This is a genomic window from Sphingomonas sp. H160509 (genome assembly GCF_024124765.2).
Lineage (GTDB): Bacteria > Pseudomonadota > Alphaproteobacteria > Sphingomonadales > Sphingomonadaceae > Sphingomonas.
In genome coordinates this window covers 1111741-1125654 of record NZ_JAMXSR020000002.1, presented here as the reverse complement: position 1 = coordinate 1125654, position 13914 = coordinate 1111741, and the positions used below count along the sequence as shown (strand labels likewise).

At 64.4% G+C, this 13914-nt stretch carries 9 protein-coding genes, 1 tRNA gene and 4 pseudogenes; 7 read left to right on the top strand and 7 right to left on the bottom strand.

Translation table 11 applies throughout. The annotated features are described in order from the left end of the window. Window positions 1-305 precede the first annotated feature (305 nt). The 3 genes from NHF48_RS07070 to NHF48_RS07060 form a co-directional block, all read right to left on the bottom strand. A complete protein-coding gene (locus NHF48_RS07070) occupies window positions 306-869 on the bottom strand; it encodes a retropepsin-like aspartic protease family protein (protein WP_253070663.1) in 564 nt (187 codons plus the stop codon). A gap of 135 nt (window positions 870-1004) precedes the next feature. Further along, window positions 1005-1220, bottom strand: coding sequence for a hypothetical protein (locus NHF48_RS07065; RefSeq protein ID WP_253070662.1), 216 nt, complete (start codon window positions 1218-1220; stop codon window positions 1005-1007). Window positions 1221-1226: 6 nt separating this feature from the next. Further along, window positions 1227-1382 carry a hypothetical protein gene (locus NHF48_RS07060; protein WP_253070661.1) on the bottom strand — a complete coding sequence of 52 codons (156 nt, stop codon included), beginning with the start codon at window positions 1380-1382 and terminating at the stop codon, window positions 1227-1229. 109 nt (window positions 1383-1491) lie between these two features. Between NHF48_RS07060 and NHF48_RS07055 the strand changes: the two genes are divergently transcribed. The 5 genes and pseudogenes from NHF48_RS07055 to clpX all read left to right on the top strand — a co-directional run bounded on the left by NHF48_RS07055 (window position 1492) and on the right by clpX (window position 6755). Next, a tRNA-Leu gene (locus tag NHF48_RS07055) sits at window positions 1492-1576 on the top strand. A gap of 68 nt (window positions 1577-1644) precedes the next feature. Beyond that, window positions 1645-3301: pseudogene (gene tig, locus NHF48_RS07050) on the top strand (trigger factor). 235 nt (window positions 3302-3536) lie between these two features. Next, a pseudogene (locus NHF48_RS07045) lies at window positions 3537-4464 on the top strand (glycosyltransferase family 2 protein). A 212-nt stretch (window positions 4465-4676) separates the two neighbouring features. Further along, the gene (locus NHF48_RS07040) at window positions 4677-5366 is read left to right on the top strand and encodes an ATP-dependent Clp protease proteolytic subunit (RefSeq protein WP_107954964.1); all 690 of its coding nucleotides are present in this window, start codon (window positions 4677-4679) and stop codon (window positions 5364-5366) included. Between the two features lie 123 nt (window positions 5367-5489). Continuing rightward, entirely contained in the window at window positions 5490-6755 is a 1266-nt protein-coding gene (gene clpX, locus NHF48_RS07035; RefSeq protein WP_056048170.1) for an ATP-dependent Clp protease ATP-binding subunit ClpX, read from the top strand. 317 nt (window positions 6756-7072) lie between these two features. Here clpX and NHF48_RS07030 read toward each other — a convergent pair whose 3' ends face one another. After that, window positions 7073-7522, bottom strand: coding sequence for a hypothetical protein (locus NHF48_RS07030; RefSeq protein WP_253070660.1), 450 nt, complete (start codon window positions 7520-7522; stop codon window positions 7073-7075). Window positions 7523-7622: 100 nt separating this feature from the next. On the opposite strand from NHF48_RS07030, the gene NHF48_RS07025 reads away from it, so the two are divergent. Then, entirely contained in the window at window positions 7623-8747 is a 1125-nt protein-coding gene (locus tag NHF48_RS07025) for a calcium:proton antiporter (RefSeq protein WP_253070659.1), read from the top strand. Window positions 8748-8749: 2 nt separating this feature from the next. On the opposite strand, the gene NHF48_RS07020 is transcribed toward NHF48_RS07025, so the two are convergent. The 3 genes and pseudogenes from NHF48_RS07020 to NHF48_RS07010 form a co-directional block, all read right to left on the bottom strand. Further along, window positions 8750-9136: a c-type cytochrome gene (locus NHF48_RS07020; protein WP_253070658.1), complete on the bottom strand. Its 387-nt coding sequence runs from the start codon at window positions 9134-9136 to the stop codon at window positions 8750-8752. Then, on the bottom strand, window positions 9133-9393 hold the full coding sequence (locus NHF48_RS07015) for a hypothetical protein (protein ID WP_253070657.1): 261 nt from the start codon (window positions 9391-9393) through the stop codon (window positions 9133-9135). The genes NHF48_RS07020 and NHF48_RS07015 overlap by 4 nt, the downstream gene beginning before the upstream one ends. A 50-nt stretch (window positions 9394-9443) precedes the next feature. Further along, a pseudogene (locus NHF48_RS07010) lies at window positions 9444-11167 on the bottom strand (M1 family metallopeptidase). A 251-nt stretch (window positions 11168-11418) separates the two neighbouring features. On the opposite strand from NHF48_RS07010, the pseudogene lon reads away from it, so the two are divergent. Continuing rightward, window positions 11419-13813, top strand: a pseudogene (gene lon / locus NHF48_RS07005) (endopeptidase La). Window positions 13814-13914 lie beyond the last annotated feature (101 nt).

Sequence of the window (13914 nt, the reverse complement as noted above, 5' to 3'; positions counted from 1 at the left end):
TTCGCGCTCTCCTGCACCTACCGGTTTTCCGCCCATGTCCGTTCTCCCGCGAAGGCGGGAGTCCAGGGTAACGGAGCGCAGCGCTGCTTGATTCCTGAGCCCCCGCGTTCGCGAGGGAACTAGCAGAAGTGAAGTTCGGTCGCTTTACCAACCCCACCCCGGCGAAGGCCGGGGCCCAGTTGGGGGACGGCGCGAATTGAACGCTGCGCTTCGTTACTGCGACCTTTCCACCTGGGCCCCGGCCTTCGCCGGGGTGGCGGTAGTTGGGTGGGTTGGATTGAAGGCGAGGGCAGGACGGAAGAGCGTTACCCGTCCACCTTCTGCGGATGATGCGGCACCAGGATCAGCGTGTTCTCCTCCACCCGCCACGACGCCAATCGCGACAGGAAGTTCATCCCCAGCACGTTGGTCTCGCCAAACGCCGGCGACACCACCACCTGCAAATCCCGCGCGACGATCGCACCGAGACGCAAACTCGCGATCTTCCCCGTCTTCGCCGCGATAGACCCATTGGCCGTCTGCAAAACGATCGGCACCACGCCGACCCGTGCCTCAACCCCCGCAGTCTCCGCCGTCTTCTCCGAAATCGCTGTAATCGTCGCGCCGCTGTCGATCAGCAGCCGCTGGCTCACCCCGTCGATCGTCGCACGTGCCCAGAAGTGCCCATCCGGCGACATGCGGATGCGAACCTCGCCGCCGACCACCTGCCGGTCCTCGATCTTCAGGAACCGCGCGATCTTGCCGACATAGGGATCAAACTGGCGCCGTTGATCGACCGCGACGAACAGCAGTCCGACGAGGACAAGCGTCATCGCCAGATTCACGAGCGTGCGGATGATGGGGATGCGTTGCGCCAGGATCAGCAGCAATATGGCGAGTCCGAGCGCGATATAGAGGCTCTGGTGCTCGGCGAAGGTGGGAATCGTGGAGATTATCGGGTCCTGATCAGCGGGGATGGCATCGTATATATAGCCACCCCCGCCTGTATGGTTGCTGACGCAAGCTTACTGCGCGTCGTTGTCCTGGTTCTTCACGACGCCACCGGTACCACCGACGCCATCGGGCATGCCGGTATCCGTGAACGTCTCGGGCTCGTCGCCGCCTTCGCCACGCTCGGCCGCGTCGGACCGCGTCTCAACCGCCTGTTCGATGTCGCTGCGGGTGTCCTCGTCACGATCCTCGGGGAGCGTTTCGGGGGTTCGTGCCGGAATGCGGATCACTCATGCTCAAAACTCCGGCTGGACGGGTGCGGGATCGTTCGACGGCCTTCCCGGCGCGGGAAAATCGACGTCCGGTGCGGGCGGATTGAACTCGGGCGGCGGCGCGGTCGGCTCGACGGGCGACGTCGGGGTCGGAAATTCTGCCGGGGGTTGGGTAGCCATGATGTCTCTCCTTCTGGATGTTCAACGCCCGTAATCACCGGGAGTTGCCTATCTGCTTGCCCCCGCATGCAACGTTGGTATAGACGCGCCCGCTACGGCGATGTCCTGTGCGGGCGTGGCGGAACTGGTAGACGCGCTTGGTTTAGGTCCAAGTATCGCAAGATGTGGGGGTTCGAGTCCCTTCGCCCGCACCAGCCCGCCGCGCAGGCGAGGCGACCGCCCGAAGAATTATCCTGAATGCTCTTTTAGACAAAGGCCGGACATGCAGACTGTCGAGACGTTGAACGAGGGCCTCAAGCGCGCCTTTACGCTCACCATCACCGCGAAGGATATCGATGCCAAGGTCGATGTCGAGCTGAAGCGCCTCGCGCCGCAGATGAAGATGCCGGGCTTCCGTCCGGGCAAGGTGCCGGCGAACCTCATCCGCAAGATGCACGGCCCGGCGCTGACGCAGGACGCGCTGAACGCGGCGATCCAGGAGAGCGTCCAGACGCTCGTCGCCGAGAAGCAGCTTCGCCCCGCGATGCAGCCTTCGGTCGAGCTCGAAGACGGCTATGACCTCGGCAAGGACGCCGTGGTCAAGGTCGAGATGGAGGTCCTCCCGCAGGTCCCCGCACCCGCGATCGACGGCCTGAAGCTCGAGCGCCTGACCGTGCCCGTCGCCGACGACGCGGTCACCGAGCAGCTCCAGAAGTTTGCCGACCAGCAGAAGAAGTGGGACGACGCGGCTGACGATTACGTCGCGGCAATGGGCGATCTCGTCACCGTCGATTTCGTCGGCAAGACCGCCGACGGCGTCGCGTTCGAGGGCGGCACGGGCACCGACATGGGCGTCGAGCTCGGTTCGGGTCGTCTCATCCCAGGCTTCGAGGATCAGCTCGTCGGCGTGAAGACCGGCGACGACAAGGTCCTCAACGTGACTTTCCCCGAGGAGTATCAGGAGAAGTCGCTCGCAGGGCAGCCGGCGACGTTCGACATCACCGTCAAGTCGGTGAAGACCGCGGGCGAGAGCAAGATCGACGAGGATCTGGCGAAGTCGCTCGGTCTCGAGAGCCTCGAGCAGCTCACGGGGCTGTTGAAGGGTCAGATCGAGCAGGAGCATAACGGTCTCACGCGCACGCACATGAAGCGCAAGCTGCTCGACCAGCTCGCCGAGGGTCATGACTTCGAAGTGCCGCCGTCGATGGTCGAAGCCGAGTTCAACCAGATCTGGTCGCAGCTCCAGCACGAAGCCACGCACGAGGCCGATCCCGAGGCGGCGATGGCCGAGATGGAAGGCGAGCGCGACGATTACCGCAAGATTGCCGAGCGTCGCGTGCGCCTCGGCCTGCTCCTGTCCGAAATCGGCCAGGCGAACGGCGTCGAGGTTTCGAACCAGGAAATGCAGCGTCTGCTGGCACAGGCAGCGCAGCAGTATCCCGCCGAGCAGCGCCAGCAGTTCATGCAGTACGTCCAGCAGGAGCCGATGGCGGCCGCCCAGCTGCGCGCGCCGCTGTATGAGGACAAGGTCGTCGACTTCCTGTTCGAGAAGGCCGAGATCACCGACCGCGAAGCCACGCGCGAGGAGCTGGAAGCCGCGATCGAGAGCGAGGACGGTTTCGCCAGCGGCACGCACACGCATGACCACGACAATCACAAGCCGAAGAAGAAGGCCGCGGCCAAGAAGGCCAAGCCAGCTTCGGACGAGGGCTGCTTCGGATGACGCCGTGACGGACGAGGCACCGGCTTCGGACGCAGCGGACGAGGCTAAGCCTGCGAAGAAGGCGCCTGCCAAGAAGAAGGCGGCTCCTGTCGAAGCGGAGACCGCCGTGACGGAATCGTCGCCGGTCGCTGCCGAGAACGCAGAGGGCACCGAAGCCGCCGACGCACCGGTGAAGAAGCCGCGCGCGAAGAAGGCTCCGACCAAGACCGAGGCGTAAAACTATCTGAGTGCCTCATGATTGAGGCACTCAACCCATAATCGGGTCACCTCCCCGGCGGAGGCCGGGGTCCAGTTGGAAAGGTAGCTGTAACGGCGCGCAAAGCTCCGTTATGGACCTTCCCCAACTGGGCCCCGGCCTCCGCCGGGGAAGTGCGTTTTGGGATGGTTCGGTGACTGACGTTTCGACTGCTGCTCGATCTCCGATCCCGTCTATCAACTTCGCAGGGCAGGCCATGACCGAACCAAGAATCGCCGTCCTGCTCCCGTGCTACAACGAGGAAGCCGCGATCGCGCAGACGATCGCCGGCTTCCGCGAGGCGCTGCCCGGCGCCACCATCTACGTTTACGACAACAACAGCGCCGACCGCACGATAGAGGTCGCGCGCGCCGCCGGAGCTGTCGTCCGAACCGAGCGCATCCAGGGCAAGGGGCGCCGTCGTCCGCCGCATGTTCGCCGACATCGACGCCGACATCTACGTCATGGCCGACGGCGACGCGACCTACGACGCCGCCTCCGCCCCGAACTTGGTAAAGCGCGTATTCGACGAGCAGCTCGACATGGTCGTCGGCTCACGCATCAGCCAGGTCCAGGAAAGCTACCGCCGCGGCCACCGTTTCGGCAACGCGCTGCTCACCGGTATGCTCGCCCGCCTGTTCGGCCGCAGCTTCACCGACATCCTCTCGGGCTACCGCGTCTTCTCGCGCCGGTTCGTGAAGAGCTTCCCGTCGCTGTCCGCCGGGTTCGAGATCGAGACCGAGATCAGCGTCCACGCGCTCGAATTGAAGATGCCGATCGGCGAGGTCGAGACGCCCTATTACGCGCGTCCCGAAGGCTCCGAATCGAAGCTCAGCACGTACGGCGACGGCTGGCGCATCCTCCGCACGATCATGACGCTCTACCGGATCGAGCGCCCGCTCTGGTTTTTCGGCGCGATCGGCAGCGTGTTCGGCCTGCTCGCGCTGATCCTCGGCATCCCGCTGGTGCTGACGTATATCGAGATTCACCAGGTCCCGCGCTTCCCGACCGCGATCCTGATCACCGGCCTCGGTATCTTCGCCGCGCTCAACGTCTTCACCGGCCTGATCCTGGACACGGTCGTAAGAGGCCGCCGAGAAGTCCGCCGCCTCGCCTACCTCGCCTACCCCGCCCCAGGCATCTAACTCCCTCGCCCCTCCGGGGGAGAGGGAAGGAGGAGCCACTCGGCGACGGGAGGGAGAGGGGAAGTTGGGATCCGCCAACCTCCCCGCACGCTCCTACGCACAAGCGCATGCGTGCCCTCCCTTTCCCCAAAGCCCCCAGCGGCAGGCAGGGCTTGAACTCCCCTCTCGGACCGCCGATGTTAGCGGTTCACTGGGGCATAAGAGAGATTTCCATGCACAATCCGTTCGAGACCGGCGATTTCGCGAGCCCGTTGGCCAGCGCCGGGCTCGGCCTGCAGCAGACGCAAGCAGGCCTGGTTCCCATCGTCATCGAGCAGTCGAACCGCGGCGAGCGTTCGTTCGACATCTTCTCGCGCCTGCTCCGCGAGCGCATCATCTTCGTGACCGGTGGCGTCGAGGACGGCATGGCCTCGCTGATCACTGCGCAGCTGCTCTTCCTCGAGTCCGAGAACCCGAAGAAGGACATCTTCATGTACATCAACTCGCCGGGCGGTGTCGTCACGGCGGGCATGGCGATCCACGACACGATGCGGTACATCCGTCCGCGCGTCGGCACCGTCTGCATCGGCCAAGCCGCGTCGATGGGCAGCTTCCTGCTCGCGAGCGGCGAGCCCGGCATGCGCGTCGCGATGACCAACGCACGCATCATGATCCATCAGCCATCGGGTGGTGCACAGGGCATGGCCAGCGACATCGAGATCCAGGCACGCGAGATCCTGCGTATCCGCAAGCGCATGAACGAACTGTATTCGCAGTATACCGGCCAGCCGATCGAAGAGATCGAGCGCCGGATGGACCGCGATACGTTCCTCGAAGCGAACGAAGCGAAGGATTTCGGGCTGATCGACGAGGTGTTCGACAAGCGTCCGGCGGTATCCGAGGATGGTGCGAAACCCGCTTAAGCGACACTGGCATGGGGCGAATCGTAGACCCCGCCGGTTTATTTGATTGTAGGAACTCCGGGGTGCGTTACGGTAGCGGCCCCGGAAACGGCACGTGCACCGACATGCGCGAGAGGTGATTGAATGACGAAGCTGAGCGGTGGCGACTCGAAGAGCACCCTCTATTGCTCGTTCTGCGGGAAGTCGCAGCACGAGGTCCGCAAGTTGATCGCCGGGCCGACGGTCTTCATCTGCGACGAGTGCGTCGAGCTATGCAACGACATCATCCGTGAGGAGACGAAGTCGGCGCTGGTGTCCAAGAAGGACGGCGGCGTGCCGACTCCGCAGGAGATCTGCGATGTCCTCGACGATTACGTGATCGGCCAGAAGCGCGCCAAGCGCGTCCTGTCGGTGGCGGTGCACAATCACTACAAGCGGCTCAACCATGGCGCCAAGGGTGCCGATGTCGAGCTGTCCAAGTCGAACATCCTGCTCGTCGGGCCGACCGGTTGCGGCAAAACGCTGCTCGCGCAGACGCTCGCCCGCATCCTCGACGTGCCGTTCACGATGGCCGATGCGACGACGCTCACCGAAGCGGGGTACGTCGGCGAGGACGTCGAGAACATCATCCTCAAGCTGCTCCAGGCGTCCGACTACAACGTCGAGCGGGCGCAGCGCGGGATCGTCTATATCGACGAGATCGACAAGATTTCGCGCAAGGCTGAGAACCCCTCGATCACGCGCGACGTGTCGGGCGAAGGCGTGCAGCAGGCGTTGCTCAAGCTGATGGAAGGCACCACCGCGTCGGTGCCGCCGCAGGGTGGGCGGAAACATCCGCAGCAGGAATTCCTGCAGGTGGATACGACCAACATCCTGTTCATCTGTGGCGGTGCGTTTTCGGGTCTTGAGAAGATCATCGGGGATCGCCTCCAGGGCAAGTCGATCGGTTTCGGCGCGTATGTCGCCGGGCCGGACGAGCGCAAGACGGGCGAGACGCTGAAGTCGGTCGAGCCCGAGGATCTGCTGAAGTTCGGGCTTATCCCCGAGTTCGTCGGCCGTCTGCCGGTAATCGCGACGCTCGAGGATCTCGACGTCGACGCGCTGGTGAAGATCCTGAAGGAGCCGAAGAACGCACTGGTCAAGCAGTACCAGAAGCTGTTCGAGATGGAGGACGTCGCGCTCGGCTTCACCGACGACGCGCTGGTGTCGGTCGCCAAGAAGGGCATCGAACGCAAGACCGGCGCGCGCGGGCTTCGCTCGATCCTGGAGAGCATCCTGCTCGACACGATGTTCGACTTGCCCGGGATGGACGGCGTCGACGAAGTGATGATCGACAAGGACGTGATCGAAGGCCGCAAGGAACCGATCCGCGTCTATGCCGAGAAGAAGAAGACCGGCGACGCTGCTTAAGGCGAAGTTGGTTGAGATACGGAGAGGGGCGTCGAGCGATCGGCGCGCTTTTTCGTTTGGGGCAGAGCGCGGGCTGCTCTTCTGACTGTTCCCCCGCGATGGCGGGGGGTCCAGGGTACCAGGCTGTAGCGGTAGTGTCTCCTGGACCCCCGCTTTCGCGGGGGAACGACAGGATGTGACCTGACCCAGAGAGAACGGACGATATGCCCCGTCTTCACCCACTACACCATTGGCGTTCCTTCTATCTTGGGGGACATTGTAGGGTTCGCGGCGACGACGTCGGGACCCGCGTGCGGCCGGCGCCGCCACTACGGTCCTCAGGTCAAAAGCCGAGCCCGCTCCAAGTCCTTGGGACGTCCGAACAGCCTGAGCATCTCGGCCAGTTCAGCACGATCAGGCACATAAACGACGGACCCTCCGACGAGGACAGGCACGCGCGTCCGAGGCAGTACCCCCGCCCAACCCGCGCTTGTCGCAACATGAAACCCCGCCATGATCTCGACGACCAAAGGCGGCGTCTCCCACCGCCCGAACAGCATCGACCGGAAGAGAGCGCTTGCACCGTCCTCAATGGGCACGACCCCGAGCTGGTCCATCGCCTGTTGGGCATCCACCACGCTCATCAACACATCGACATCGCCGACCTCGATCGGCACCACCCCGTGAAGCGCTACCGCAGCGCTGGAAATGACCCACCACGGGTCTTGAGCATCCCGTATCGCATCGACGGTTATGACGAGCGTTTCGAGGAGATCGGAAGCCAGCATCGCCGTAACCTAGCCGATCCTGATCGCCCCGCAATCGCCCCGACTCGGACCCTTATCGGCCTTCACGCATTCGTTGACCAAGTGGAACGAGGGAGCATGCATGGCGATCGAAGTGGCCGACCGACCGAGTGAACACGTGGTGGAGACGATGCCGGACCGTCTGGCGCTCCCGATCTGGACGCTGATCGCACCGGGCCTGGGACTGCTCGCCGTCCTTGTCGGGCTCGCCAAGATGGGCACGCTCGGCACCGCCGCCGCCGTGATCGTGCTGATCGGCAGCGTGCTCGCCGCGGTTCATCATGCCGAGGTCATCGCGCACAAGGTGGGCGAGCCGTTCGGGACGCTTGTCCTCGCGATCGCGGTCACCGTGATCGAGGTGTCGCTGATCGTCTCGCTGATGCTCTCCAACGCCGGCGACGCCACCACGCTCGCGCGCGACACGGTGTTCGCGGCGATCATGATCATCCTCAATTTCATCATCGGCATCTGCCTGCTCGCGGGCGCGGTGCGGCATCATGAGCAGCGCTTCACGCTGAAGGGCATGACTGCGGCGCTTGGCGTGCTTGCTGCGATGGCGGTGCTGTCGCTGATCCTGCCGAACTATACCTCGTCGACGCAGGGCCCGACCTACGCGTCGTCGCAGTTGATCTTCGTCGCGGTCGTGTCGCTGATCCTCTACGGGACGTTTGTGCTGGTGCAGACGGTGCGCCACCGCGATTATTTCCTGCCGTCGACCGACGACAAGGATGACCACGCCGCGCCGCCATCGGGGCGCGCGACGGGAATCGCCTTCGCCGCGCTGCTGGTTGCGCTGGTGTCGGTGGTGCTACTCGCGAAGACGCTGTCGCCGACGATCGAGGCGGCGGTGCTCGGTGCCGGCCTGCCGCTGACCGTGGTGGGCGTGGTGATCGCAGCGCTGGTGCTCGCGCCGGAAAGCCTTGCAGCCTACAAGTCGGCGCGGCGTAATCGGTTGCAGACCAGCCTCAACCTCGCGCTCGGCTCGGCATTGGCGACGATCGGGCTGACTATCCCGAGCGTGGCGATCGTGTCGCTGGCGCTCGACCTGCCGCTTGCGCTCGGCATCGACGCGAAGAGCATGACGCTGTTGGCGCTGTCTCTGTTCGTCGCCACGCTATCACTCGGCACCGGGCGGACGACGGTGTTGCAGGGCGTCGTTCACCTCGTGATCTTCGCCGCCTATCTGTTCACGACGGTGGTGCCGTAAGCTCAGGGACCTTGTGTCGAAAGGTAGGCGATGACGTCGGCGCGATCCTTCGAGTCGGGCAAACCTGCGAACGCCATCGTCGTGCCGGGCACCATGCTCCGCGGGTTGGTGAGCCAGGCGTCCATGCGCTTGGCATCCCAGTTCCCGCCCAGCGACTTCAACCCAGCGGTGTACGAGAAGCGTGTGCGCCGCTCGCCAATTGGGCCGCCCATAACGCCGTAGAGGTTCGGCCCATCGGTATCGCCCGCATATTGCCCGATCGTGTGGCAGGCGGTGCAGCGGCGAAAGATGCGCTCGCCGCTGGCGATCTGGCTGGTCGTGCCGGCATCAGGGCTCGAACCGCAGCCGGCGAGCGCCAGTGCCAGCAGGGGCCACCGCGGCAGGGTCATCGCTTTTGGCGCGCAGCCAAGGCGAGACCGGCGGCGATCTGCACGACGGCGTAGAGGCGACGGCGGCCGGGCCGGTCGACGAAGGGCTTCACCAGTTTCTCGGTGCCAAGCGCATCGTCTTTCCAGAGATCGACGTGGCGGCTGGGTTGGAGCAAGCCGATCAACCCGTCCCCAACCATGAAGATGGCAGCCATCTCTGCCGCGCGCGATCCCCAGATGTTCTCCTGCGCACGCAGGAGTCCAGGAGTTACGGGCATCGTCTCCGGGGACCCTGGGCCCCCGCCTTCGCGGGGGAACGGTGGAAAGGTCATTGGGGCTTGGCCTTCGCAGCTTGCGCGGCTTTCCAGGCAGCCACGTCCTCCAATGCGATACTCCGACGCAATACCAGCGCGTCCGGGTCGACCACGACATGCGCGCCCGCGGGGACCGACAAGCTCGCCTTCCCGCCAGTCATCGGCAAAGTTCGCGTCTTGCCGTCGATCTGTACCTGCACCGGAAGTGGGAAGGGGCCGTTACCCGGCACTTTCCAGGCCAAACCCAGCATATTCCCCGTCCGCGTTTCCACTAGCTCGGGCAGCGCCGCCTGCCTGAGATAGACGTCGAAGAACCATGCATAGTCCTGCCCCGTCACCTTCCGGACGAGCGCCTCATATTCCTTGGTCGACCCGAACCGCGGCGCGAAATTGCCCGGTTTCGGATCCGCGCGCCCATACACCGCCAGCCGCGTGACGTTGAAGAACGCCTTGTCGCCGATGAGCGCCCGGAGCGTGTGGAGCATCCACGAGCCTTTGTAGTAGATGTCCTGCCCAGCACCGCCCTTGTCGAGTTCGTACACCTCCTCCTCGGTGGTGATGCGCTGCTGCGTGATCGGCTTGAGGTTCATGATCGACGCGCGCTCGGTCTGCATGATCGTCGCGTACCGCGCACGCCCCTCGCGCCACTGGCCATAGAGCGGCTGCATGTACGTGCCATACCCCTCGTGCAGCCAGTAATCGTCCCAGTTCGCGGCGGTCAGCTGATTGCCGAACCACTCATGCGCGAACTCGTGCTGGAACAGCCAGTCGAACCCCTCCGGCGCCTTGGCATATTCGTTGCCGTACGCGTTGATCGTCTGGTGCTCCATGCCTTTGTGCGGCGTCTCGACCACGCCGACCTTCTCGTCGCCGAACGGGTAGGGCCCGATCATGCTCTCGAAGAAATCGAGCGTCGGCGCGAACTCGGCGAACAGCTTCTCCGCCTGCACCTTCTCGCCCGGCAAATACCAGTAATACATCGGAATGCTGTTGCCGAAGCGGCTCTTGTAGGTGCCGCTGATCTCCTCATACGGCCCGACGTTGAGCGCGATCCCGTAGGTGTTGGGATGCTTGGCGCGCCAGTTCCACGTCGTCCGCCCGTCGGCCAGCATATCGACCCCGAGCAGCACGCCGTTCGACGGTGCCTTCAGACCCTTGGGCACGGTGATGTGCAGCGTCACCAGCGCGGGTTCGCCGGTCGGAAAGTCGAGGCACGGCCAGAACAGGTCGCAGCCATAGCCCTCCGCGGTCGTCGCGAACCAGGTGCGGCCATCAGGCGTCTTCGACCAGACCATCCCGTCGTCCCACGGCGCCTTCACCGCGACGTGCGGCGTGCCGCCATAGGTGATCTTCGCGGTGACCTTGCTGCCCGCCGCGACCGGCTTGGGCAGCGTGATCGTCAGCCGTCCCTCGGGATTGCTCCACGCCGACGGAGCGAGCGGGACGCCGTCGATCGCGATCGCGCTGACCGGAAGATTGCGGTCGAGGTCGATCGGCAGGCGGGTGAGGGGGCCTTCGCCGTAAAGACCAATGTCGCCACGCCATTCAGGCTTTCCGTCTCCGGCAGCACTTCGAACGCCAGGTCCGCGCTGTCGAACCGAAGCGCGGTCTGCTCGGGCGTTAACACACCACCCGAACGCTGCGTCTGCGCGGTAATCGCAGGCTCGCCCTTCTTCGGGAGCGGGGCGGCGGCGAGAAGCGCGGTGGCACTGGCGGCGAGTAATAAGCGCGAAATCATGCCGCGTTCTCGCGCCTGGGCGGCTCGCGCACAAGTGCGATCCGGCACCTTCGGTTCTCCTGCGAACGCAGGAGCCCAGGATCACGAATACCGCCGCCCGTTACCCTGGACTCCTGCGTTCGCAGGGGAACGGCCGGCGCTTGGCAACGCGCGAAAACCCCCTAACCACCGCCAACCAATTGATGGACGGTTCATCCTCACCATATAAGCTGTAGATTATGCCCCCCATGCAGGCACCCACCGGAGCGTTCATGACCCAGTACCCCGTCCTTCCCCTTCGCGACATCGTCGTGTTCCCGCACATGATCGTGCCGCTGTTCGTCGGCCGCGATAAGTCCGTTGCCGCGCTCGAAGCGGCCATGGCGGCGGACAAGGAGATCTATCTCGTCGCGCAGGTCGATCCCGCAGAGGACGATCCCTCGCGCGACGACCTGTATTCGATGGGCGTCACCGCGACCGTGCTCCAGCTTCTGAAGCTGCCCGACGGCACCGTCCGCGTGCTGGTCGAGGGCAAGGGCCGCGCGACTTTGGAAACGCTCGACGAAAGCGGCGACTTCCTCACCGCAACGGTCGAGCCGGTCGCCGACGCCGAGGTCGAAGGACCGGAACTCATCGCGCTGATGCGCTCGGTGGTCGACCAGTTCGAGAACTACGCCAAGCTCAACCGCAAGCTCTCGTCGGAAACGTCGGTGCAGCTTTCGGAGATCGAGGACGCGTCGAAGCTTTCCGACGCGGTAATCGCAAACGTCCAGATCAAGGTCGCCGAGAAGCAGGCGATCCTGCTCGAAACCAATCCGTCGAAGCGTCTCGAAATGGCGTTCGCGGCGATGGAGGGCGAGCTGGGCGTCCTTCAGGTCGAGAAGAAGATCAAGAGCCGCGTCAAGCGCCAGATGGAGAAGACGCAGCGCGAATATTACCCTCAACGAGCAGTTGAAGGCGATCCAGCGCGAACTCGGCAACGAGGACGGCGAGGGCGAAGGCGACGAGATTGCCGAGCTGACGCAGAAGATCGCGACGCTCAAGATGAGCAAGGAAGCGCGCGGCAAGGCGACGTCGGAGCTGAAGAAGCTCAAGACGATGGCGCCGATGAGCGCCGAGGCGACCGTCGTACGCAATTATCTCGACGTGCTGCTCGGCCTCCCCTGGGGCAAGAAGTCGAAGATCAAGAAGGACATCGCCGCCGCACAGGTGACGCTGGACGAGGATCACTATGCGCTCGAGAAGGTCAAGGACCGGATCGTCGAGTATCTCGCCGTGCAGGCGCGTACCAACAAGCTGAAGGGGCCGATCCTGTGCCTCGTCGGCCCTCCGGGCGTCGGCAAGACCTCGCTCGGCAAGTCGATCGCCAAGGCGACCGGGCGCGAGTTCATCCGCCAGTCGCTGGGCGGCGTGCGTGACGAAGCCGAGATTCGCGGGCATCGCCGCACCTATATCGGCTCGCTGCCGGGCAAGATCGTGACGAACCTCAAAAAGGCCGGCACGTCGAACCCGCTGTTCCTGCTCGACGAGATCGACAAGCTCGGCCAGGACTTCCGCGGCGACCCCGCCTCGGCGCTGCTTGAGGTGCTCGATCCGGAACAGAACGGCAAATTCCAGGACCATTATCTGGAGGTCGACATAGACCTGTCGGACGTGATGTTCGTCTGCACGGCCAACTCGCTCAACCTGCCGCAGGCGCTGCTCGATCGCATGGAGATCATCCGTCTGGAGGGGTATACCGAGGACGAGAAGGTCGAGATCGCCGAGCGTCATCTGGTCGATAAGCAGATCGAGGCGCACGGCCTGAAGCCGGGCGAGTTCACGTTGACGCAGGAGGGGCTTCGTACGCTCATCCAGCAGTACACGCGTGAAGCCGGCGTGCGTACGCTGGAGCGCGAGATCGCCAAGCTGTGCCGCAAGGCGCTGCGCCAGATCCTCGAGAACAAGACCACCAGCGTCACGATCACGCCCGAGAACATCGGCGAATATGCCGGCGTGCAGAAGTACCGCCACGGGCTCGGCGAGACCGAGAATCAGATCGGTGCGGTCACCGGCCTCGCCTGGACCGAAGTCGGCGGCGAATTGCTGACGATCGAGAGCGTGACGGTCGCGGGTAAGGGGCAGGCCAAGCTCACCGGTACGCTCGGCGACGTGATGAAGGAGTCGATCGAGACCGCGTTCAGCTATGTGAAGGCGCGTGCGCCGAGCTACGGGATCAAGCCGAGCCTGTTCGCGCGCAAGGATATTCACATCCATCTGCCCGAGGGTGCGGTGCCGAAGGATGGTCCGTCGGCGGGTATCGGCATGGTCACGTCGATCGTTTCGACGCTGACCGGCGTGCCGATCCGGCGCGAGGTGGCGATGACCGGCGAGGTGACGCTGCGCGGTCGCGTGCTGCCGATCGGTGGCCTCAAGGAGAAGCTGCTCGCCGCGCTCCGTGGCGGGATCGAGACGGTGCTGATCCCGGCCGAGAACGAGAAGGATCTCGCGGAGATTCCGGCGAACATCAAGGCGGGGCTGAAGATCATCCCCGTTTCGCATGTCGACGAGGTGCTTCGTCTGGCGCTCACGGAGCCGCTCGAAGCGATCGAGTGGACCGATGCGGACGAGTTGGCGGCACTGCCGCCGGCACCGATCGCGCCGGTCGGGGGTGGTCTTCACCACTGATCCATGTTTGGATCGTAAGCGGCAATACGGCGGTTTCGTTTGACAGCAGACGGGGCCGCCGCATTATTGCGCGCTGATTGCGGTCGCGAGTCCATCGTGGC